Source organism: Streptomyces spirodelae, from assembly GCF_017676385.1.
GTDB classification, from domain to species: Bacteria; Actinomycetota; Actinomycetes; order Streptomycetales; family Streptomycetaceae; genus Streptomyces; species Streptomyces spirodelae.
Genome location: NZ_JAFFZN010000012.1, coordinates 147,862 through 169,664 on the forward strand (window position 1 = coordinate 147,862; position 21,803 = coordinate 169,664).

The following is a 21,803-nucleotide window of genomic DNA, read 5'->3' on the forward strand; positions in this document are numbered from 1 at the left end:
CGCTGCCCGGCCTGGCCGCCGCAGCGGCGGCGCTGGCGGCGGGCGAGACGACCTCCCGTGAGCTGACCGAGCGGGCGCTGGCCCGTATCGAGGCGACCCGGTCCACGCTGAACGCCTTCCGCCTGCTGCGCGCGGAAGCGGCGCTGACCGAGGCCGAAGCCGCTGACCGTGCGCTGGCCGGCGGCGAGCGGCGGCCGCTGCTGGGCGTGCCGGTCGCGGTCAAGGACGACACGGACGTGTGCGGCGAGCCCACCGCGTTCGGCTGCGCCGGGACCTTCCCGCTCAAGACGGCCGACGCGGAGGTGGTGCGCAGACTGCGGGCCGCCGGAGCGGTCATCGTCGGCAAGACCAACAGCCCGGAGCTGGGCCAGTGGCCGTTCACCGAGGGCAGCGCCTTCGGCGACACCCGCAACCCCTGGAACGGGGCCCACACCCCGGGCGGCTCCTCCGGCGGCGCGGCAGCGGCCGTCGCGGCCGGGCTGGTACCCGCGGCGCTGGGCTCGGACGGCGCGGGCTCGGTGCGCATCCCCGCGGCGTGGACGCACCTGGTGGGCATCAAACCGCAGCGCGGCCGCATCTCCACCTGGCCTGACCCAGAGGCGTTCAACGGCATAACGGTCTTCGGCCCACTGGCCCGTACCGTCGAGGACGCGGCGCTGCTGCTGGACGTCGCAGCGGGCAATCGGGAGGGCGACCTGCACCGGCCGCCCCCGGTCGATGTGCGGTCAGCGGTCGGCCGGGACCCGGGGCGGCTGCGGATCGCGCTGTCCACCAGATGGGCGTTCACCGCCACCCCGAAGCGGCTGGACGCGCGGGTGGAGGCCGCCGTACGCGCGCTGGCCGAACGGCTCGCCGCGCTGGGGCACGAGGTGGAGGAGGCCGATCCGCACTACGGCCCGATCGGACTGACGTTCGTACCACGCGCGACAGCGGGCATCCGCACCTGGGCGATGCGCACCCCGGAACCCCGCCTGCTGGACCCCCGCACCCGGGCCGCGGCCCGCACCGGACGGCTGCTGGGCGGCCCGGTGCTGCGGGCCGCACGCGCCGCCGAGGGGCCGCTGCGCCGCCGCGTCGGCCGGATCTTCCGCAGCTACGACGTCGTCCTCACCCCCACCACCGCCACCCCGCCGCCCCGGATCGGCGACCTGGCGCGGCTCTCCGGCTGGCAGACCGACCGCCGCATGATCGCGCACTGCCCGTACGCCTGGCCGTGGAACGTGCTGGGCTGGCCCGGCGTCAACGTCCCGGCCGGGTTCACCCGCCCTGACCACCTCCCCGTGGGCGCCCAACTCCTCGGCCCGGCCCACAGCGAACCCCTGCTGATCTCCCTCGCCGCCCAACTGGAAGCCGACCAGCGCTGGTACGAACGGCGGCCACCGGAGCAGCGCCTCAGCCCAGGGCGGCGCGCTTGAGGGCGCGGGCGCGGCGGGCGACGCGGCGGACCGCGCGATTGCGGGGCACGAACGCGAACTGCCGGGGTACCGCGCCGGGCAGCGCCAGCGCGGTCAGCCGGCGGCGCTTGAAGTAGCGGCGGGTCGCCGGGGACAGGCTGGCCGCCAGATAGCGCTCGGCCTCCGGGCGCAGCTGCGGATGGATCTGCGGCTGCATACAGAACCCGACAGCACGGATCAGGCCCGTCAGTTCGCGCGCTGAGGGCGGAGTGAAACCGGCTCCGGCGGCCTCCGCCTCCAGCTCGGGCAGCAGCGCGTCCACCAGCGTCACCGGTACGCGATTGCTGTTCTGGTACGGCGTCACCCGCTCCAGCAGCAGCTCGGTGCCGGTGCGCGCCACCGGCAGGCCGTAGAACGCCGAGGCGGTCAGCAGCGCCGTCGAGAAACAGCCCACCACCAGCGCCGGACGCATCCGCTCGTACAGCGCCTCGGCCAGCACAGGCGAGTCCAGCACCGTCAGGTCGACGCCCAGCTCGCCCGCCTCCTTCTCCAGCGCGCGGGACCAGCGGGCCGGAGCCACGGGGTGCGGCTTGAAGACCACCTCGCGGTGCCCGCGCGCGGCGGCACCCCGCAGCATCCGCAGGTGCAGCCGCTCCTCCTCGTCAGGGGAGAGGATGTCCAGCGCCGAGAGGTACTGGCCCAGCAGCAGCGCCGCGCCCGTGGGCGCCTCGGTCACCGAAGTCGGCACGTCCCGCGCCACCTCGGCGAGCACCGCGCGGAAGGCGTCGGTGGAGACGAGTTCGGGCTCCACGCCGAACTCCGAGAGCAGCATCGGCGTCAGGCCAGGCACCAGGTCCAGATGGAGCAGTCGGCGCGCCCGCGAACCCACCAGCGGGTCCAGCTTGTTGCGGGTGGGCCCGTAGCTCATCAGCCCGTCCGCGTACACCTCGATCGGCGCGTCGGGGAACAGCCGTGCCACCGCCAGCGCGGGCTCCACCTGGATCGACTCCAGGACGAGCGTGATCTCGTCCTCAGGGCCTTCGCCCAGGCCCCACAGCAGCCGCAGATACCGCTCCCACAGCGGGACGTCGTCCCCGCGGGGCGACCAGCCGGCCGGGTGGAGGGGCCGGATCGTCTCGTTCCACGACAGCAGGCGGTCGAAGCGGCCGCGCAGCCGCTCGAAGCCGGGCATGGTGTCGAGCGACGGCGCCGTCTCCGGATTGGCCGCGTTGTTGCTGACCAGCAGCAGCCGCTGGTCGGCGGGTTCGAAGTGGTCGGCGTCGACGGCCGCGGCGAGCGTGGCGGCGCCGTAGAGGGTGGAGGCGAAGAAGATCTGCGTACGCATCAGGCCGCCACCTCCGTGCTGCCGGTGCTGCCGGTGCTGCCCGTGCTGTGCGGGCCGTGCGGTGTCGTGGGCCGGGCCGGGCGCCTGCGGAGCCGCCGCAGCCGGGCGGCGCGCTCGTGGTCCATGGAATCCAGCGCCTCGGTCAGCAGGTCCGCCGGCAACCGCTTGAGCGCTGCCGCGCCCATGGCCCGCAGCTTGCGCGCCACCTGCGGCTCGAACCTGTCGCTGCTCAGATGGTGCGCGAGGATCGCGCAGTAGGTGCGGATCGCCTTCGGCAGCAGCTGCTCGGCGTCCCGGTCCTGGGCCGTCTCCTCGATCACCTGATCGAAGGCGCGGATGAAGTCGAGCTGCCTCACATCACCGATCTGGGTGAGCGAGGAGGCGACCCCGCGCCGGTAGAAGACGCCCAGCAGGCCCACGGCGGCGAACGAGCGGGCCTCGCGGTGCAGCCGCCAGATCCACGGCCGGTCCTCGGCCGTGCGCAGCCCGTCGGTGAAGTGCAGCAGCCCCTCGTCCAGCAGTCTGCGATGGTAGATCCCGGCCCAGGCGTAGGCGTAGTCCACCGAGGTGCTGCGGGTGGCGGGCAGGATCGCCGCGCGCGGGTCCTGCACCACGCCCCTGCGACCGTGCGGCACCCGCGCCAGCGTGCGGGAGCGGGCCGTGCACTGCACATGGTCCGTACGGACGAAGTCGCAGCCCAGCCGCTCGATGCAGGCGACCAGCTCCTCGTAGTAGCCGGGCGCCAGCCAGTCGTCACCGTCCAGGAAGGTGACGAATTCGCCGCTCGCCCGGTCCAGCCCCGTGTTGCGCGCGGTCGCCAGGCCGCCGTTGCGCGAGTGCCGGGTCCGGATCACCCGTGCGACGTCTCTGAGATCGCTTTCGGCGCGTTCGAGAATCTCCGGCGTCTCGTCCTTGGAAGCGTCGTCGACGAGAATGAACTCGAAATCCTGACGCGCGTTGGCTCGGAGACTCCGCAGGGTTTCCGGGGCGTATGACTGCACGTTGTAAAACGGCACGATGACGGAGAGCTTGACCACCCGAGGGACCTTAGAGTTCGCGCCCCGCCCCGTCTTGACCTCGGGCGGGCCCGTGGGTGAACGACGCGTGGCGGGATGATGAACGGCCCGTCGGCGCCAGCGGGTTGGGCATTCGTCGGTGTGCTGTTAACCGGCTGTTGCCTTTACGTTGGGCCGCCTTCCCCAATCCCTTCCTAGCGTCGACGACGTGTCCTCCCGAGAAATCCTCTCTGCCTCCACCGACGCGCAGACCGCCGCCTCCGTACTCGTATCGAACGAGCGGTCGGCGCACGTTTCGCGCGAACGGTCGGAGTCCGTTTCGCACGAGCGGCCGGTGCCCGGCCGGGTGGCCGTGCTGGCGGATTCCGACACCCGGTGGAAGTGGGGTGTGCTGACCGCGCGCAGGCTGGCCCCCGAGGCCGCCATCGACGGCCTGCTGCTGCGGGGCCGCGCCACGCCCACGCCGCGCCAGCTCGCGGAGGTCGGTGTCACCGTGGACACCCTGCGTGAGGTCACCACCGCCGAGTTCCTCGGTACGGCCACCGCACCCGGCGCCTACGACATGATCGTCCTGGCCTGCGTCGGCGGCGCCGTCCAGGCCATGCTGCACGGACTGGGCCGGGCCGTGACGGGAGCCGCCGAGGAAGCTGCGGCGGAGGGCGCCGGGGGAGCCGTCGGGGGGCGGCTTGCGCGGCGCCCCGTGATCGTCACCGGGTACGTGGGTGTCGTCTACGAGAAGCTCACCGACGGGCTGCTGTTGCGGCACGGCGCCGATCTCGTGCTCGCCAACTCGCCCTACGACGCGGACCGGTTCCGCGCCGTGTACGAGGGGGTGGGCACGGACGCCAGGAGCGTGGTGGAGTGCGCGCTGCCGTTCCTTGAGGGGACCGGCGGGGCGGATGACGCGGCAGGGTCGGAAGGTGCGTCGGGGCCGGAAGGTGCGTCGGGGCCGGAAAGCGCGGCGGGGGATGCGGCGAAGGCTGCTGCGCCTGCTGCGGATGTTGTGCCTGCTGCGGATGCTGTTGTGGGGGGCGCTGCGGACGGCGTGGCCGGTGACGGTCGGTTCACCGTCGTCTTCGCCGTACAGCCGTCCGTCCCGGCCGGCCGCGCCGACCGTGCGTACCTGCTGCGCCGGGCAGTCGGCCACGCGCTGCGGCACCCCGAGCGCGACGTACTGATCAAACTGCGCAGCAAGCCCGGCGAACACACCACGCACATCGAGGAACTCCCGTACCAGAAGCTCGTCCGAAAGCTGCCGGGCACCGGTGGCGGGGAGAGTGGCGGACTGCCGCCCAACTGCCGCCTCGTCTACGGCAACATGGGCGAGATCCTCGACCGGGCGCAGCACACCGGCGGACTGCTGGTGACCGTCAGCTCCACCGCGGCGCTCGAGTCACTGCACCGGTCGCTGCCCACCGCGATCCTCACCGACCTCGGCGTCCGCGAGGCCCTGGGCAACCACTACTTCACCGGCTCCGGCTGCCTCGCCTCCTGGGACGAGCTCGATGACGGCCTGCTGCCGCAAGCGGATGAGAAGTGGGCGCTGCGGCAGGGAGTACGCGGCGGTGACGGTTTCGCGGCCGCGCGTGACCGGGTCGCCGCGCTCGCAGCGCGCGCCGGGCTGCCGCCGCTCGCGCCGTACTACACCGTCCGGACAGCGCCCGGCTATCTGCCCGGCATCCTGCGCCGCTACGGACTCGCACCGGACGGCACCCCGGTCGGCGGCCCCGCCGGTGACGCGGCGGCGGGGCAGGGAGCGGCCGGGCGCGGGGTGGTGCGGCGCGTCGTCCGCGAAGCGGCGCGGGGCGCCTACCGGCACGGGGTCCAGCGGGTTGCCCCGCTGATCCGGAAGGCGGGCGAACTGTGATGCCGCGCGTCGTCCGGCCGGCGTCGGACCCCTCCGAGGCGGTCTCGGCCGCTGCGGTGTCCTCGGCTGCTGCGGTGTCCTCGTCCGGTTCCGGGTCGTCCTCGTCCGGTTCGTCTCTCTCCGTTTCCGCGTCGGCTCCGGGTCTCTCCGCGTCGATGTCCGATCTGTCCGAGTTCCAGCCTCACTCAGGAGCCAGCATGTCCCCAGCCCCCGCCGTGCTCGCGGTGATACCCGCCCGGGGCGGGTCGAAGGGCGTGGCCGCGAAGAACCTCGCCCCGGTCGCGGGCGTTCCGCTGGTCGCCCGCGCCGCCCGCGAGTGCCTGGCAGCGCGGAACGTGACCGACGTCGTCGTCTCCACCGATGACACCGCCATCGCCGAGGCAGCCCGCTCGGCAGGCGCCGAGGTGGTCGAACGGCCCGCCGACATCGCCGGTGACCTGGCCACGAGCGAGGCAGCGGTGCTGCACGCCATGGACGTGTACGAGAAGCGGCACCGCAGACCGCTGCAGACGGTGCTGCTCGTGCAGTGCACCAGTCCCTTCCTCGTACGGGAGGACGTGGAGCGAGTGGCGGCGGCCGTCATCGACGACGGCGCGGACAGCGCGCTGACGGTGGCGCCCTTCCACGGCTTCGTATGGCGGGACGGTGCCGCGGCCGGCGAGGGGGCTGTCGAGGGGGCGGCTGGGGGAGGCGCGGGCGCCGGCGCGGCGCACAGCGCGTACGGCGTCAATCACGACCGTGCCGTGCGCCCCCGGCGCCAGGACCGGCCCGAGGACCTGTTGGAGACCGGCGCCGCGTACGCCATGGACGCCATGGGGTTCCGCGAGTCCGGCCACCGGTTCTTCGGACGGACGGCCGTCGTCCGTACCGACCCGGCGCGCGTCCTGGAGATCGACGACCCGCACGACCTCGACCGCGCCCGCGCGCTCGCACCCCTGCTCGACGCCCACCGCGACGGGCCGGGCGCGCTGCCGACGCGGGACGACGTGGACGCGGTCGTACTGGACTTCGACGGCACCCAGACCGACGACCGGGTCTACATCGACGCCGAGGGACGGGAGACCGTCGCCGTGCACCGCGGTGACGGACTCGGTATCGCGGCGCTCCGGCGCTCGGGTCTGGAAGTGCTGATCCTCTCGACCGAGACCAACCCGGTTGTGGCGGCTCGCGCCGCCAAGCTGAAGCTGCCCGTGCTGCACGGCATCGACCGCAAGGACCTCGCGCTCAAACAGTGGTGCGAGGAGAAGGGCATCGCGCCCGAGCGCGTGCTGTACGCCGGCAACGACGCGAACGACCTGCCGTGCTTCGCGCTCGCGGGCTGGCCCGTCGCCGTCGCCGACGCCCACGACGTGGTGCGCGCCGCCGCCCGGGCCGTCACCACGCGGGGCGGGGGAGCGGGGGCCGTCCGCGAGATCGCGGGGTGGTTGGTGGGGGCGGAGTTGTGAGGGGGCGTGGGGGCGTACGCGTACCGCAGCTCGTTGGTTGGGCCCACCCATAAAGGGAGCCCGCCGGAGCCCGACGCCCACACCCGCCACCTCCTGACCTGCGAAAACCCTACCCCGCCCCACCCACCACACCCCCCGAAAACCACCCACCGACCTTCTGCACCCACCCAAGAACGAAACCCCCGGAAATGGTGAACATGTCCAGCAACGCCCGCACCCGCACCCGCACCCTCGGCACCAAGACCGTCGGCCCGGACCACCCCGTCTACGTCACCGGCGAGATCGGCATCAACCACAACGGCGACCTCGACAACGCGTTCGCCCTCATCGACGCCGCCGCCGAGGCCGGCTGCGACGCGGTCAAGTTCCAGAAGCGGACCCCCGAGATCTGCACCCCACGCGACCAGTGGGACCTCGAGCGGGACACCCCATGGGGCCGCATGACGTACATCGACTACCGGCACCGCGTCGAGTTCGGCGAGGACGACTACCGCGCCATCAGCGAGCACTGCGCCAAGCGCGGCATCGACTGGTTCGCCTCCCCGTGGGACGAGGAGGCCGTGGCCTTCCTGGAGAAGTTCGACGTGCCCGCGCACAAGGTGGCCTCCGCCTCGCTCACCGACGACGACCTGCTGCGGGCCCTGCGCGCCACCGGCCGCACGATCATCCTCTCCACCGGCATGTCCACCCCGAAGCAGATACGGCACGCGGTGGAGGTGCTGGGCAGCGAGAACATCGTGCTCTGCCACGCGACGTCCACCTACCCGGCCAAGGCCGAGGAGCTGAACCTGCGGGTCATCCACACTCTCCAGGACGAGTTCCCGAACGTGCCGATCGGCTACAGCGGTCACGAGACGGGCCTGCAGACCACCCTGGCCGCCGTCGCGCTCGGTGCCGTCTTCGTCGAACGCCACATCACCCTCGACCGCGCCATGTGGGGCTCCGACCAGGCCGCCTCCGTCGAGCCCCAGGGCCTCCAGCGCCTGGTGCGGGACATCCGCACGATCGAGGAGTCCCTCGGCGACGGCGTGAAGAAGGTCTACGACAGCGAACTGGCACCCATGCGCAAGCTGCGCCGCGTCAAGGGCGTCGTGGCCGAGGACGCCGAAGCCACCAGCGAGACCGAGACCCGCGAGCCGGTCACGGTCTGACGGCACCAACCCCGGGCCGCCCCGGGGCCACAGCCCACCCGGGGCCACCCCCCCCCGGACCCCCGGCCCCCGGACCCATCACAGGGCCCATCTCACCCCACCGGATTCACCCACCCCCACAGCGGAACGGAGCGTATGCGCACATGTCCCGTAGCCGCTCCGTCCAAGGAGCCGAGCCGGCCGAGCTCCAGTCAGCGGCACCGTCCGCGTCCGAACCCGGGGGTGGAGCCGATCCCGGGGAGGGAAAGCGGGACGGGGCTCTCGCCATCGTCGAGAGCCCCGTCCAGCTCCTCAACGTCCTCGAATGGGCCCACAACCACCCCGCCCCCGACACCGCGAAGCCCCTCACCCTCGTCGTGCTGCCCCCGCGCGACCCGATGACCCGCGGCCAGTTGCGCCGCATGGCAGAGCTGGCCCGGGACGAGGGCATCACCGTCAGCTGGCGGGAGGCGCGCGACGGCATGGGAGGCGCCGTCACCAGCCTGCTGTCCCTCGCCCGCAGGCTGCGCAAGGCCCGCACCCTGGTCATCGGTGACCCTTTCTCGCGCTACGTGCAACTCCTCCTCGCCCTCACGCCCGCCCGCGCCGAGCGGCAGATCACCGTGGTGGACGACGGTACGGCCACCATGGAGTTCGTCTCCCAACTGGCCAGTGGCGAACGCTTCGTACGCTGGCACCGACGCGGCGTACGCGGAGGGGCGCGCGGTCTCCTCTTCGCGCCCGTCTCCCGCCGCGCCCGCCGCCGCCTCACTCCGCGCCCGGATGGCAAGCGCCCCGTCGAGGTCTTCAGCTCGATGCCCGTGGAGCCGCCCGCGAACGTGACCGTGACGGCCAACGAGTTCGCCTGGACCCGCGCCCGCTTCGGACCACCCCGCCTCACCAAGGGCGCCGACCTGGTGGGCACCTCCCTTGTGGAGACGGGCGTGGTCGACACCGAGCGCTATCTGGAAGCTGTCGCCTCGCTGGCCCACGAGTACGGCGCCACCCGCTACTTCGCGCACCGCCGCGAGAGCAGCGAGAAGCTCCAGCAGGTCAGCGCCGCAACCGGACTGGAGATCGTCCGCCCGGACCTGCCACTGGAGCTGGTCGCCCGCCGCGGCCCCGTCGGCCGTACGATCCTGAGCTTCCCCTCCACCGTCGTCCACACCCTCCCCCTGGCGCTCGCCGGGACAGCGGTCACCGTCGCGGTCTGCGATGTGGACCCGGACTGGCTCACCCGTACCGCCTCGCCCCGAGCCCAGGGCTTCCTCGCCGGGGTCACCGGCACTGCCCGGGGCGTCCGCCGCCTCCCCTCCGCCCTCCCCACCCCACCGGGCCAGAGCGCCTGAGGCTTCCGAGCCGGCCGGCCCTCAGCCCGGCTCTCAGCCCGCCTCTGACCCCGCCCCCGGCTCCGGCCCCGCCCCAGCCCCCGTCGCATACGCCAACGGCGGCGCTATCGCCTGCGCGTCCGCGCCCTCTCCCACCCACAGTCCGATGAACAGCGCGGCCGTCGCCTCCAGCAGCCCGGCTCGTTCGAGTCCGCCCCCGGCCACGGCGTCACAGCCCACGTCCCGCACCAGTTCGCCGACGAGCGCGCAAGCCCCCGAATCGTCGCCGCAGACCGGCACCGCCAACGGCCGTCCGTCGAAGACCGGCGGGTCCATCCGCCATACGTCCTCGTGGCACAAATTGAACGCCTTGACGACCCGTGCGCCCGGCGCAGCCGCTGCCAGCCGTTGTGCTGCCGAGGGGCCGCCGTCAGTCAGCAGCCGGAAGCCAGGTCCTACCGGGTTGGAGCAGTCGACCAGCACCTTCCCGTCCAGGGCCGCGCCCAGCTCAGCGGCCACCTCCTGGCCCACGCCGTACGGCAGCGCGGCCAGCGCCACCTCGCCGAACCCGGCTGCCGCACGCAGGCTCCCGTGGCGAGCGCCGCCGATACGTGCCGCGAGCCGCCGCGCCTTTCCCTCGTCCCGTCCTCCGATCAGCACCTCGTGCCCGGCCCGCACCCAGTGCGTGGCGAGTGCGTCCGCCATGTTGCCTGTTCCCAGTACGCCGATGCGCATCAAAAGCCCTCCTTGTCAGCTGGGTCAGCTGGGTCAGCTGCTTCGGTAAGGACACTAGGAAGCCGCTCAGGCACCATTTGGTACGTGACGACCGACGCCTTCCTCGCCGACTGCCGGGCCCGCCTCGCCTTCGACCTGCTCTCCAACACCTGGAACGCCGTGGTCCTGTGGGCGCTGCGCGAGGGCCCGTACCGCCATGGCGAGCTGCGCGAACGCATCGGCGGCATCAGCTCGAAGGTGCTCACCGAGACGCTTCGGCGCCTGGAGTTCAACGGTCTGGTGGAACGCCACGCCCACGCGGAGACCCCGCCCCGCGTCACATACGAGCTCACCTCCCTCGGCCTCACCCTGCTCGGCCCCATCGGCACCATCGGCGCCTGGGCCTTCGCACACGGTGACGAAGTCATGGCGGCCCAGGACCGGGCGACCGGGCTCGAGTGACCCCGTGGCTGTCCACGGGGCGTGGGCAAAGCGCGTAGGTATACCCATCCGCATCTGGACATAACCGCCGCCCAGCCTAGATTTTCTTCCCCTGGGAGGTTGAACTTTGGTGGATCTCTAGTGAGTTGCGGTGTCAAGGGGCCTACTCTTCGGACCATGAACGAACTCCTGTCCCCTGCAGCACCGGAGGTAGACGCACGCGGGGCCGCCGGCGTACTTCCCGAGCTGCCCGGCCGGCTGACCGAATCCCTCCGCCGTGAGCTCATCGCTTTCCGTCGCGACCTCCATATGCACCCAGAGCTGGGCAACCAGGAGTTCCGCACGACCACGGCCATCAAGACAAGACTCGAACGTGCGGGTCTGCGTCCCCGAGTGCTGGCCATGGGCACAGGACTCATCTGCGACATCCACCCCGAGGCGGGGGCAGGGGAGGGGGCGGGCGAGCAGGGTGCCGCCCCCGAGGCCCCGGGCCCCGGCGAGGGCGCGGCGCCGCCGGCCATGCTGGCTCTCCGGGCCGACATCGACGCGCTGCCCATTCCGGACACCAAGGAGGTGCCCTACCGCTCCACGGTCCCGGACCGGGCCCATGCCTGCGGGCACGATGTGCACACCACCGTCGTGCTCGGTGCCGGGCTGGTGCTGGCCGAGCTGGCTCGCGCGGGCGTGCTGCCCCGCCCGGTGCGGCTGCTGTTCCAGCCGGCCGAGGAGGTGCTGCCGGGCGGCGCTGCCGACGCGGTGGACTGCGGGGTGCTGGACGGGGTCGGCTCGATCCTTGCCGTGCACTGTGATCCACGGGTTGACGTGGGCCGGATCGGGCTGCGCGCGGGGCCGATCACCTCGGCCTGCGACCGGCTGGAGGTGGTGCTCAGCGGCGCCGGCGGGCACACCGCGCGCCCGCATCTGACCACCGATCTGGTCACGGCGGCCGCCAAGCTGGTCACCGAGGCGCCGGCGCTGCTGGCCCGCCGGGCGGACGCGCGCTCGGGGCTGTCGCTGACCTGGGGCCGGATCGAGTCCGGGCACGCGCCGAATGTGATCCCGCAGCGCGCGGAGCTGTCCGGCACACTGCGCTGCCTGGATCTGCCGACCTGGCGGGAGGCCCCCGACCTGGTGCACGCGGCCATCGACGAGCTGGCGACGCTGCACCGGGCCAAGTGCGAGCTGACGTACGTACGAGGCGTTCCCCCGGTGGTCAACGAGCCGTCGGCGACGGCGCTGCTGCGGGAGGCGATGGCGGCGCGCTCGGGCGCGGCGTCGGTGGAGACGACGGAGCAGAGCCTGGGCGGCGAGGACTTCTCCTGGTATCTGGAGCATGTGCCCGGCGCGATGGCCCGGCTGGGGGTGCGGCCCGTCGGCGACCGCCGCAGCCGCGATCTGCACCAGGGGGACTTCGACGCGGACGAGACCGCGATCACCACCGGCGTCGAACTGTTCACCGCCGCCGCACTGCTGCACCGTTCGTGACGCCCGCGAACTGAGACCGGCGACGGCCGTGCCCGAAGACGTCCGCTGCACGTACGGCGCCGTCCGCGGCGTCTGCCGACGGCCGCGTCCGGAACGGCGCCGAACGAGCACCACCGCCCCCTCCCACCGGGAAGCCCGCCAGGGAACCACACCAGGAAACCCGCAGGGAAACCCCACCGGGAAACCCTCAGGGGAGAAATCCCGAACCAGGGGAAATCCAAAACGGGCAAAAAGGGGCAGCAGTGTGGAATTCGGCGCCGTTCGCGACGATCCGATAACAGCGGTTCCCGTCTTCTTCTGCTGGTTATCTACGCGCGTTAATCTGTGGCCGTCTCAAGGGCCGGAACCCTACTGCGGTGCCGGAACCGGTGCTCCACGACTCGTAAGGGGACTCCTGTTGCGTCGGGTAACAAAGCTGGCTGCCGCGGTCACCGCCACCGCGGCTCTCGCACTGACGGCCACCGCGTGCGGTGAGAGCTCTACGGAGTCGGGTGGCAAGAAGAACAAGGGCGTCGGGCTCGCCTTCGACGTCGGCGGCCGCGACGACCACTCGTTCAACGAGGCGGCCGCCCGCGGTACGGACAAGGCCGAGAAGGAACTCGGCGTCAAGACCAAGGAGATGACCGCCGGCAACAACGAGACGGAGGAGACCCGCGAGCAGCGTCTCACCTCCCTCGCCAAGGCCGGCTACAACCCGGTCATCGGTGTCGGCTTCAACTACGGCAAGTCCGTCAACAAGGTCGCCAAGGAGTTCCCCGACACCACCTTCGGTGTGGTGGACGAGCAGTCCCACGCCAAGAACGTGGTCGGGATGACGTTCGCCGAGAACGAGGCGTCCTACCTGGTCGGCGTGGCCGCGGCCAAGAAGACCAAGACCAACAAGGTCTCCTTCATCGGCGGCGTGGACAACGCGCTCATCCAGAAGTTCGAGGCCGGCTACGTCAAGGGCGTCAAGGACACCAACCCCAAGATCAAGGTCGAGGTCGACTACCTCTACAAGGAGTCCGACAAGGGCTTCAACGACCCGGCGCGCGCCAAGAACATGGCCAAGGGCATGCTCGCCCGCGGCAACGACGTGATCTACACGGCGGCCGGCCAGTCCGGCGCCGGCTCCATCGAGCAGATCAGCAAGAAGAAGGGCGCCTGGGCCATCGGGGTCGACTCCGACCAGTACCGGCAGAAGGGCCTGGAGAAGTACAAGGACGCCATCCTGACCTCCTCGGTCAAGAACGTCGACGTCGCCGTCTACGAGCTGATCAAGAGCGTCAAGGACGGCAAGCCGCTGAAGGGCAACCAGACCTTCTCCCTCAAGGAGAAGGGCGTCTCGGTCGCCACCTCCGGCGGGTTCATCGATGACATCAAGGGTGACATCGACAAGGCCACCGAGAAGATCGTCTCCGGCGAGATCAAGGTCCCGACCAGGCCCTGACCCGGACCTGCCCTGAGCGGCACCGTACGCAGCGCGGCGCGCGAGAGCCGCGGCGCGTACGGTGCCGCCCGTAGTCCCTCACCAAGAGCCGCCGCGCCCGCACGCGAAACCGGACCGCGTGCCCGCACGCGGAATCAGACCGTGTGCCGGAACGCACACGCGGAACCAGACCGTGTGCCGGTGCCGTACATCAGCGGCCTCAGCGCCAGCAAGGGAGCGCGTCAGTCAAGTGTCCAGCGAGTCCAGCGGCAGCAGTGGCGCGCCGTCCGGTTCGGGCCAGGAGTCCGCGGCGGCCGTCGAACTGCGCGGCATCACCAAGCGGTTTCCCGGCGTCGTCGCCAACCGCGACATCGACATCCGGGTCGAGCGCGGCACCGTGCACGCTCTTGTGGGCGAGAACGGCGCCGGCAAATCCACCCTCATGAAGATCCTCTACGGCATGCAGCGGCCGGACGAGGGCACCATCAGCGTCGACGGCGAGGACGTCACCCTGCACAGCCCCGCGGACGCCATCGCCCGCGGCATCGGCATGGTCCACCAGCACTTCATGCTGGCCGACAACCTCACGGTGCTGGAGAACACCGTCCTGGGAGCGGAGAAGCTCTACGGCATCGGCTCCCGCGCCCGTAAGAAGGTCATGGAGCTGTCGGACGCCTACCAGCTCGGTATACGCCCCGACGTCCTCGTCGAGGACCTGGGTGTGGCCGACCGGCAGCGGGTGGAGATCCTCAAGGCCCTCTACCGCGGCGCCCGTGTCCTCATCCTCGACGAGCCGACGGCCGTCCTCGTCCCGCAGGAGGTCGACGCGCTCTTCGCCAACCTCCGCGAGCTCAAGTCCGAGGGTCTGACGGTGCTGTTCATCTCGCACAAGCTGGGCGAGGTGCTCTCGGTCGCCGACGCGATCACCGTCATCCGGCGCGGTACGACGGTCGCCTCCGTACGGCCTCAGGAGACGACGCCCAAGCAGCTCGCCGAGCTGATGGTGGGCAGCGAACTGCCGTCGGCCGAGACCCGCGAGTCGACCGTCACCGACCAGCCGCTGCTGCGCGTTACGGACCTGCACCTGTCGGCCGCCGACCCCGACGGCGGCCTGCGCACGGTGCTGGACGGGATCTCCTTCACCATCCACAAGGGCGAGGTGCTCGGTGTGGCCGGTGTGGAGGGCAACGGGCAGGCCGAACTGGTCGAGGCCATCATGGGCATGAGCGACCCGGACGGCGGCAGCGTCACCCTCGACGGCCAGGACATCTCCCACGCGTCCACCCGCAGCCGGCGTGAGAGCGGCATCGGCTACATCCCCGAGGACCGCCACCGGCATGGGCTGCTGCTGGAGGCCCCGCTGTGGGAGAACCGCATCCTGGGGCACGTCACCGAGAAGCCCAACACCAAGGGCCCGGCGTTCGGTATCCCCGGCGCGCCGCACCTGCTCGCGCTCAAGGAGGCGCGGGCCGACGCCGAGCGGATCGTCGAGGAGTACGACGTACGCACCCCCGGCATCGAGGTGTCGGCGGCCAGCCTCTCGGGCGGCAACCAGCAGAAGTTCATCGTCGGCCGCGAGATGAGCCACGACCCCAAGCTGCTGATCGCCGCGCACCCCACCCGGGGCGTGGACGTCGGAGCCCAGGCGCAGATCTGGGACCAGATACGCGCTGCCCGCCGTGAGGGCCTGGCTGTGCTGCTGATCTCGGCCGACCTGGACGAGCTGATCGGACTCTCGGACACCCTGCGGGTGATGTACCGGGGCAAGCTGGTGGCGGACGCCGACCCGGCGACGGTCACCCCGCAGGAGCTGGGCTCGGCGATGACAGGCGCGGCCACCGGCCACCTGGAGCACCGCGAGGAGCACCGCGAGGACGGCCCGGCGCCGGATACCGAGGACGCCCAAGGCGCCGAGGACGCCGAGGACGCGCGGGACTCCGACAGCGACACCTCCGAGAGGGGAGGCGACAAGTGAGCCGTCTCAAGGACAAGTTCAGCGCCCAGGCCGTGCTGCAGGCGCTGGCGGCGCCCGCGCTCGCCCTCCTCACGGCGTTCGTGCTCTCCTCCGCCGTCATCGCGGCGACCGGCAAGGACCCGTTCCACGCCTTCTACGTGATGATCGACTTCGGCTCGAAGAGCGACAGCCAGGTCTGGATCATCAACAAGGCGATCCCCTACTACCTGTCAGCGGCGGCCGTGGCCATCGGCTTCCGGATGAACCTCTTCAACATCGGCGTGGACGGGCAGTACCGGGTGGCCGCGTTCTTCGCCGCGGTCGTCGGCGGCGCCCTCGCGCTCCCCGGCGTGCTGCAGATCGGCGTGATCATCGTCGTCGCCATGGCGGTCGGCGCCCTGTGGGCGGGCATCGCGGGCGTACTGAAGACCACGCGCGGGGTCAGCGAGGTCATCACCACGATCATGCTGAACTCCATCGCGGGTTCGCTGATCGGCTACTTCCTCTCCGAGGACAAGCTGGCCGTCAAGGACGGCAACCTCTTCCACACCCCGACCATCCCTGAAGCCGCCCGCTTCTTCCTCATCCCGACCTCGCCCGACCCGATCTACGGCACCGTGGTCATCGCCGCCGTCATCGGACTGGCCTACTGGTTCGTGCTCGGCCGCACCCGCTTCGGCTTCGACCTGCGCGCCGTGGGGCGCAGCGAGTCGGCTGCCTCTGCCAGCGGCGTCAGCGTCCGCCGGATGGTCGTCACCAGCATGGTGCTCTCCGGCGCCGTCGCCGGTCTGGTCGGTATGCCCACGCTGCTGAACAAGTCCTTCAGCTACGGCACCGACTTCCCCACCGGCGTCGGCTTCACCGGCATCGCCATCGCCCTGCTGGGCCGCAACCACCCCATCGGCATGGCACTGGCCGCGCTGCTGTGGGGCTTCCTGGAGCGCACCGGCATCCAGCTGGAGTTCGAGGGATACGCGCAGGAGATCGTCGGCGTCATGCAGGGGATCATCGTGCTGTGCGTCGTCATCGCGTACGAGATCGTCCGCCGCACGGTGCTGCGCAGGCAGCAGAGCGCGGTCGGCGCCGAGCTGAGCGCACAGGGCACACCGGGCGCCCCCGCAGGCCCGGACGCCGCGGAGGCGCAGGACGGAAAGAGCGCACAGAGCACCCAGTCCAAGAAGGCGGGGACCACCGCATGAGCACCACTACGTCCGCGTCGTCTGCGTCGAAGAACGCCCCCGCGGCGCCCGCCGCCCCACGCGGCAAGCGCAAGCTCTCCTACCCGCTCGTCCTGCTGCTCATCGCGGGAGGTCTGCTGCTGCTCTCCCTCGTCCGCCTCATCACCGGTGACGAGCAGCTCAGCAACAGCGACCAGTTCGCCTCCGCGCTGAGCGCAGCCGTCCCCATCGGGCTGGCCGGACTCGGCGGACTGTGGGCCGAACGCGCCGGTGTCATCAACATCGGCCTCGAGGGCATGATGATGCTCGGCACCTTCGCGGCCGGCTGGATGGGCTGGCAGCACGGGCCGTGGGCCGCCATCCTGGCCGGCATCGTGGGCGGCGCGCTGGGCGGGCTGCTGCACGCGCTGGCCACCGTCACCTTCGGTGTCGACCACATCGTCTCCGGTGTCGCCATCAACATCCTCGCGCTCGGCCTCGTCCGCTATCTGGCCAAGCTGTGGTTCGGCGCCGAGGGCAGCGAGGCGGCCGCGGCGGGCGGCAACGACAAGCAGTCCCCGCCGATGGACAGCATGCCCACCTTCACCGTCCCCGGCCTCGCCGACGGACTGGCCGCCATCGAGAAGCACCACTGGTTCCTCGTCTCCGACCTGGCGGGCATCCTGCGCGCCCTGGTCGACGACGTCTCCTGGGTGACGGTGCTGACGGTGCTGCTGTTCGTCGGCAGCTTCTACGTCCTGTGGCGCTCCTCGTTCGGACTGCGGCTGCGCTCCTGCGGCGAGAACCCGGTCGCCGCCGAGTCGCTGGGTGTGAACGTCTACAGGTACAAGTACGCGGCGCTGGCCGTCTCCGGTGCGCTGGCCGGACTCGGCGGCGCGTTCCTCGCCGTGGGCGTACACATCTACCAGGAGAACCAGACCGGCGGCCGCGGCTACATCGGCCTCGCCACCATGATCTTCGGCAACTGGCGCCCCGGCGGCGTGGCCATGGGCGCAGGGCTCTTCGGCTTCATGGACGCGCTGCGCGTCGTCGGAGGCGGCACCACGGTGCACGCCATGCTGCTGCTGATGGCCGTCCTGCTGGTCGTGCTCGCCGTCTGGAAGCTCCGCGCGGGCCTGCGCGGTGCCCGCGGCGCCCGTATCCAGGCCGCCGTCAGCCTCGTCATCGCCGTACTGCTCGTGCTGTGGTACACGGCGACCGACACCGTGGCACTGGAGTTCGTCGAGATGACGCCGTACGTCACGACGCTGCTGGTGCTCTCACTCGCGGCCCAACGCCTCCGCGCGCCACGCGCGATCGGCAAACCGTACCGCCGGGGCGAGGGAACGTAGCGTGGGGGCCGTGCACAAGGCGGACATCGACTGGAACACCCTGCGCGGACAGGCACGGCAAGCCATGTCCCGCGCGTACGCCCCCTACTCCGGCTTCCCCGTCGGCGCTGCCGCGCTGGTCGACGACGGGCGCACGGTGACCGGCTGCAACGTGGAGAACGCCTCCTACGGAGTCGGCCTGTGCGCCGAATGCGGCCTGGTCTCCGAGCTCTTCGCCACCGGCGGCGGCAGGCTGGTCGCCTTCACCTGCGTCGGCGGCGACGGCTCCGTCGTCGCCCCCTGCGGCCGCTGCCGCCAACTGCTGTGGGAACACGGGGGCGGCGCACTGCTGGTGGAGGCGCCCTCGGGCGTACGCCCCCTGTCCGAGCTGCTGGCCGAAGCGTTCGGCCCGGAGCAGCTGGCCCGCTGACCTGCCCGCTGAACAGGCACCCGCACCCTCCGGGCCGGTCGAAAGAAAGAGGTACTCAGGCATGGACGCCATCTCCGTCATCCGCGCCAAGCGCGACCGCCACGAGCTGACCGGCGAACAGATCGACTGGATCATCGACGCCTACACCCGCGGAGTGGTCGCCGACGAGCAGATGTCGGCGCTCGCCATGGCCGTCTACCTCAACGGCATGAGCCGTACGGAGATCTCCCGCTGGACCGCCGCGATGATCGCCTCCGGCGAGCGGATGGACTTCGGCGCGCTGCAGCGCCCCACCGCCGACAAGCACTCCACGGGCGGCGTCGGCGACAAGATCACCCTGCCGCTCGCCCCCCTGGTGGCCGCCTGCGGCGCCGCCGTCCCCCAGCTGTCCGGCCGCGGCCTCGGCCACACCGGCGGCACCCTGGACAAGCTGGAGTCCATCCCCGGCTGGCGCGCCTCGCTGACCAACGACGAGATGATGAACGTCCTGCGGGAGACCGGTTCCGTCATCTGCGCGGCCGGCGACGGCCTGGCCCCCGCCGACAAGCGCCTCTACGCGCTCCGCGACGTCACAGGCACCGTGGAGTCCCTCCCGCTGATCGCCTCGTCCATCATGTCCAAGAAGATCGCCGAGGGCACGGGCGCGCTGGTCCTGGACGTCAAGGCGGGCTCCGGCGCCTTCATGAAGAACGTCGACGATGCCCGCGAACTGGCTGCCACCATGGTCGAGCTGGGCCACGATCACGGCGTCAAGACGGTCGCCCTCCTCACCGACATGAACACCCCTCTCGGCCTGACGGCGGGCAACGCCCTGGAGGTCCGCGAGTCGGTGGACGTCCTGGCGGGCGGCGGCCCCGCCGACGTCGTGGAACTCACCCTCGCCCTGGCCCGCGAAATGCTCGACGCGGCGGGCCTGCCGGACGCCGACCCCGCGAAGGCGTTGGCCGACGGCTCCGCCATGGACGTCTGGCGCCGCATGATCACCGCCCAGGGCGGTGACCCGGATGCCGAGCTCCCCAAGGCGCGCGAACACCACGTGGTGAAAGCGGAGACCTCCGGCGTACTGACCCGCCTGGACGCCTACGCCGTCGGCCTCGCCTCCTGGCGCCTCGGCGCGGGCCGCGCCCGCAAAGAGGACCCCGTCCAGGCCGGCGCGGGCGTGGAACTGCACGCCCGTGTGGGCGACCACATCCCCGCGGGCGCCCCTCTCCTCACGTTGCACACGGACACCCCGGAAGCCTTCGCCTACGCGGAGCAGGCCCTGACGGACGCCTGGGACATCACCGACTCGCCCTCGTACAAGCCGACACCGCTGATCCTGGACCGCATCGGGTAGGACGCTGACGGCGGACGGGCTCGCTGCGGGGCTACTGGACGTCCAGGCAGTCGGCGCACGTGACGCGCCGCTGCCACTCGTCCACCTCGCCGACGGCACCGCAGAGCGGCGTGCCGTCGCGCACCTTGTGCACGGTCATCACGTCGTCTCCGACCGTGCCCGGCACCCAGTCGGACGCGCCTTGGATCTTCCTCCGCATCTTGGCGAGCAGTCGGGCCCGCTCCGCGCTCTGCTTCCGCGCGCCGGCGTCGTCCTTGTCGGCCAGCGCGTGGCGCGGCCCGTTGCCCTTCGGACGCTGCCAATCGAGAGGGCGGCTCATTCCTGCCCCCTTCCGTCGGCGGCGGACAGTGCGCCGTGTTCAGGATGCCGCTTCAACAAGACATCGCAGTCGGTCACCCGGCTGAAGTCCCCCACACCCCTCGCCGTATCCCTCTCCCGCTCCAGCTGGGCACACTCGGCACACTGCGTGTCGCTCATACGGGCATCACCCGCCGTGCCTCCTCGAGCCGTCGGGCTGTCTCGCACGAGGTACCGGGCGTGCAGACACCGCATTCCTGCCGGTGCATCACGTAAGCCGCCTGAAGCTGCGCGATGTCCGCACTGCGCGGGTGGTCGGATACATCAACTGGAATCGCCTCCGATCCCGCGGCCGACGACTGCCACCTGGTCCGCTTCATGGCTCTGCCTTCCCTTTTCAGGTGGGTATCCATGGTCCCCCGCAGCCGGTGGCCCTTCGGGGGCGCCATGGCTGGCCACTTCACCGGAGAAGAGGGATCAGCACCACGGCGGAACTGCCGCATCCAGGCTGCACTTTGGCTGCACGAGGTACCCTGACCAGGGGAGACGGCAGCCAAAGGAGTACGGGCATGGCGGGTAAGCGGCAGCGTCTGACACAGCGCCGGAAGTCATGCGGCTATACACAGGAGACGTTCGCTGAATCCCTGCGAGTGGATCGCACGACGGTGCAACGCTGGGAACGCGGCGAAGTCGACCCTCAACCGCACCAACGGCCGAGAATCGCAAAGATTCTGGGAATCGCACCCGAAGAGTTCGACGCGCTACTGGAACCCGATACGCCGAAGCTGTGCGCGCTCAATGGGCGCAAGGGTGAAGATCTCGCCCTGGCCATCCGAGAGTTGTCACAGCACCTCGTGGCACTGGACAACGAATTGGACGGTCTTCCCATCGCAGACACGGCAGCGCGTTCCTTCAAGAAGGTGCACCGTCGTCTGGGAGAGGGAGACTACGACCACAAGGCGGAGCACGACGTTCAGGCAGCGGCAGCAGAGTTGGCCGAAGTCGCAGGCTGGGCGCTCTTCGACGCCGAGGAGCAGGCTGCTGCCCGCAGGCTCAACCAGGAAGCCCTGTTGTTGGCGAGGCTTTCCGGGGACCGGGAGATCGAACTTCTGATCTTGCAGAACATGGCCATGCAGGCAGGATGGGTGGGGCGTCCCCGAGAAGAGCTGGCAATCGCGCGAGCTGTTATCGAGCAAGGGCGGATCTCACCCCGCGTCGAAGCCATCTTCAGACTCCGCGAGGCCAGGGGGCTGGCGGGGACAGGGCAGGAACGCGAAGCCGTTCGGACCTTCGACCGTGCCCGGTCTCTCCTCCAAGACGGTGAGCGGCGCGACGACCCCCCTTGGGCATGGTGGGTCACCACGGATGAGCTCGACGGGCAGTTGGGGTCCACTTTCCAGGAGGCAGGCCAATGGAAGCGGGGGATTCCCTACCTTCAGCAAGCCGTGCAACAGAAGGCAGGAGCAAAGGTGGGCTACAGGTCCATTTCCGCCGCCCGTCTTCTCGGCTGCTACCTGGAAGAGCACGCATGGCGGGACGCCGAACGCCTGGCTGAGTCAATTGTGCCCAGCATCGGTGAGACGTCATCCGCCCGCACGCTCGGATTGCTCAGCAGCACTGCGAATCGGGGGAAGTCCGTCCGCACCGCGCCGAGCAATCTGCGGGATGCGCTGCATCGGATCGATTCCATGATGCAGGAAGATCCATGCGAGATCTGACTTCTGC

General features: G+C 71.0%; 18 protein-coding genes. 14 read left to right on the forward strand and 4 right to left on the reverse strand.

What is annotated here, in order from left to right; translation table 11 throughout:
• The first annotated feature begins 2 nt into the window (after positions 1-2).
• A complete protein-coding gene (locus JW592_RS15230; protein ID WP_209265656.1) occupies positions 3-1,415 on the forward strand; it encodes an amidase in 1,413 nt (470 codons plus the stop codon).
• Here the strand turns inward: JW592_RS15230 and JW592_RS15235 are convergent.
• Together JW592_RS15235 and JW592_RS15240 are read right to left on the reverse strand one after the other, a co-directional pair.
• A complete protein-coding gene (locus tag JW592_RS15235) occupies positions 1,393-2,739 on the reverse strand; it encodes a polysialyltransferase family glycosyltransferase (RefSeq protein WP_209265601.1) in 1,347 nt (448 codons plus the stop codon). The two genes, JW592_RS15230 and JW592_RS15235, sit on opposite strands and share 23 nt — an antisense overlap.
• On the reverse strand, positions 2,739-3,776 hold the full coding sequence (locus JW592_RS15240) for a glycosyltransferase family 2 protein (RefSeq protein ID WP_209265602.1): 1,038 nt from the start codon (positions 3,774-3,776) through the stop codon (positions 2,739-2,741). Before JW592_RS15240 ends, JW592_RS15235 begins: the two co-directional genes overlap by 1 nt.
• A gap of 331 nt (positions 3,777-4,107) precedes the next feature.
• Between JW592_RS15240 and JW592_RS15245 the strand changes: the two genes are divergently transcribed.
• From JW592_RS15245 to JW592_RS15260, 4 genes are all read left to right on the forward strand, one after another.
• The gene (locus tag JW592_RS15245) at positions 4,108-5,622 is read left to right on the forward strand and encodes a DUF6716 putative glycosyltransferase (protein ID WP_307805427.1); all 1,515 of its coding nucleotides are present in this window, start codon (positions 4,108-4,110) and stop codon (positions 5,620-5,622) included.
• A gap of 197 nt (positions 5,623-5,819) precedes the next feature.
• Positions 5,820-7,067: an acylneuraminate cytidylyltransferase gene (locus JW592_RS15250; protein ID WP_209265603.1), complete on the forward strand. Its 1,248-nt coding sequence runs from the start codon at positions 5,820-5,822 to the stop codon at positions 7,065-7,067.
• A gap of 197 nt (positions 7,068-7,264) precedes the next feature.
• Complete coding sequence (locus JW592_RS15255; RefSeq protein WP_209265604.1) at positions 7,265-8,218, forward strand: N-acetylneuraminate synthase family protein; 954 nt, start codon at positions 7,265-7,267, stop codon at positions 8,216-8,218.
• Positions 8,219-8,361: 143 nt separating this feature from the next.
• Positions 8,362-9,546: a hypothetical protein gene (locus JW592_RS15260; protein WP_229376059.1), complete on the forward strand. Its 1,185-nt coding sequence runs from the start codon at positions 8,362-8,364 to the stop codon at positions 9,544-9,546.
• A gap of 33 nt (positions 9,547-9,579) precedes the next feature.
• On the opposite strand, the gene JW592_RS15265 is transcribed toward JW592_RS15260, so the two are convergent.
• A complete protein-coding gene (locus JW592_RS15265) occupies positions 9,580-10,260 on the reverse strand; it encodes an NADPH-dependent F420 reductase (RefSeq protein WP_209265605.1) in 681 nt (226 codons plus the stop codon).
• 84 nt (positions 10,261-10,344) lie between these two features.
• Here JW592_RS15265 and JW592_RS15270 point away from each other — a divergent pair, with 84 nt between their 5' ends.
• The 8 genes from JW592_RS15270 (at position 10,345) to JW592_RS15305 (ending at position 19,781) form a co-directional block, all read left to right on the forward strand.
• On the forward strand, positions 10,345-10,701 hold the full coding sequence (locus JW592_RS15270; protein ID WP_209265606.1) for a winged helix-turn-helix transcriptional regulator: 357 nt from the start codon (positions 10,345-10,347) through the stop codon (positions 10,699-10,701).
• Between the two features lie 156 nt (positions 10,702-10,857).
• On the forward strand, positions 10,858-12,165 hold the full coding sequence (locus JW592_RS15275; protein WP_209265607.1) for an amidohydrolase: 1,308 nt from the start codon (positions 10,858-10,860) through the stop codon (positions 12,163-12,165).
• Between the two features lie 397 nt (positions 12,166-12,562).
• On the forward strand, positions 12,563-13,594 hold the full coding sequence (locus JW592_RS15280) for a BMP family lipoprotein (protein WP_209265608.1): 1,032 nt from the start codon (positions 12,563-12,565) through the stop codon (positions 13,592-13,594).
• A gap of 229 nt (positions 13,595-13,823) precedes the next feature.
• Positions 13,824-15,548: an ABC transporter ATP-binding protein gene (locus JW592_RS15285; protein WP_372446509.1), complete on the forward strand. Its 1,725-nt coding sequence runs from the start codon at positions 13,824-13,826 to the stop codon at positions 15,546-15,548.
• Positions 15,545-16,726 carry an ABC transporter permease gene (locus JW592_RS15290; protein WP_209265609.1) on the forward strand — a complete coding sequence of 394 codons (1,182 nt, stop codon included), beginning with the start codon at positions 15,545-15,547 and terminating at the stop codon, positions 16,724-16,726. The genes JW592_RS15285 and JW592_RS15290 overlap by 4 nt, the downstream gene beginning before the upstream one ends.
• The gene (locus JW592_RS15295; protein ID WP_209265610.1) at positions 16,723-18,036 is read left to right on the forward strand and encodes an ABC transporter permease; all 1,314 of its coding nucleotides are present in this window, start codon (positions 16,723-16,725) and stop codon (positions 18,034-18,036) included. The genes JW592_RS15290 and JW592_RS15295 overlap by 4 nt, the downstream gene beginning before the upstream one ends.
• 64 nt (positions 18,037-18,100) lie before the next feature.
• Positions 18,101-18,445 (forward strand): cytidine deaminase, encoded by a 345-nt coding sequence (locus tag JW592_RS15300; protein ID WP_209265660.1) that lies wholly within the window; start codon positions 18,101-18,103, stop codon positions 18,443-18,445.
• A 61-nt stretch (positions 18,446-18,506) separates the two neighbouring features.
• Positions 18,507-19,781, forward strand: a complete 1,275-nt coding sequence (locus JW592_RS15305) for a thymidine phosphorylase (protein ID WP_209265611.1) — start codon at positions 18,507-18,509, stop codon at positions 19,779-19,781.
• A gap of 31 nt (positions 19,782-19,812) precedes the next feature.
• Here JW592_RS15305 and JW592_RS15310 read toward each other — a convergent pair whose 3' ends face one another.
• Positions 19,813-20,100, reverse strand: a complete 288-nt coding sequence (locus JW592_RS15310; protein ID WP_209265612.1) for a hypothetical protein — start codon at positions 20,098-20,100, stop codon at positions 19,813-19,815.
• 547 nt (positions 20,101-20,647) lie between these two features.
• Here JW592_RS15310 and JW592_RS15315 point away from each other — a divergent pair.
• Positions 20,648-21,796 (forward strand): helix-turn-helix transcriptional regulator, encoded by a 1,149-nt coding sequence (locus JW592_RS15315; protein WP_209265613.1) that lies wholly within the window; start codon positions 20,648-20,650, stop codon positions 21,794-21,796.
• Positions 21,797-21,803: the final 7 nt, after the last annotated feature.

Excerpts from the sequence above, each read along its gene's own strand:
- JW592_RS15235 (WP_209265601.1), bottom strand. The coding sequence starts at position 2,739 with ATGCGTACGCAGATCTTCTTCGCCTCCACCCTCTACGGCGCCGCCACG.
- JW592_RS15310 (WP_209265612.1), bottom strand. The coding sequence starts at position 20,100 with ATGAGCCGCCCTCTCGATTGGCAGCGTCCGAAGGGCAACGGGCCGCGC.
- JW592_RS15315 (WP_209265613.1), top strand. The coding sequence starts at position 20,648 with ATGGCGGGTAAGCGGCAGCGTCTGACACAGCGCCGGAAGTCATGCGGC.
- JW592_RS15250 (WP_209265603.1), top strand. The coding sequence starts at position 5,820 with ATGTCCCCAGCCCCCGCCGTGCTCGCGGTGATACCCGCCCGGGGCGGG.
- JW592_RS15305 (WP_209265611.1), top strand. The coding sequence starts at position 18,507 with ATGGACGCCATCTCCGTCATCCGCGCCAAGCGCGACCGCCACGAGCTG.
- JW592_RS15300 (WP_209265660.1), top strand. The coding sequence starts at position 18,101 with ATGTCCCGCGCGTACGCCCCCTACTCCGGCTTCCCCGTCGGCGCTGCC.
- JW592_RS15295 (WP_209265610.1), top strand. The coding sequence starts at position 16,723 with ATGAGCACCACTACGTCCGCGTCGTCTGCGTCGAAGAACGCCCCCGCG.
- JW592_RS15265 (WP_209265605.1), bottom strand. The coding sequence starts at position 10,260 with ATGCGCATCGGCGTACTGGGAACAGGCAACATGGCGGACGCACTCGCC.
- JW592_RS15260 (WP_229376059.1), top strand. The coding sequence starts at position 8,362 with ATGTCCCGTAGCCGCTCCGTCCAAGGAGCCGAGCCGGCCGAGCTCCAG.
- JW592_RS15255 (WP_209265604.1), top strand. The coding sequence starts at position 7,265 with ATGTCCAGCAACGCCCGCACCCGCACCCGCACCCTCGGCACCAAGACC.
- JW592_RS15275 (WP_209265607.1), top strand. The coding sequence starts at position 10,858 with ATGAACGAACTCCTGTCCCCTGCAGCACCGGAGGTAGACGCACGCGGG.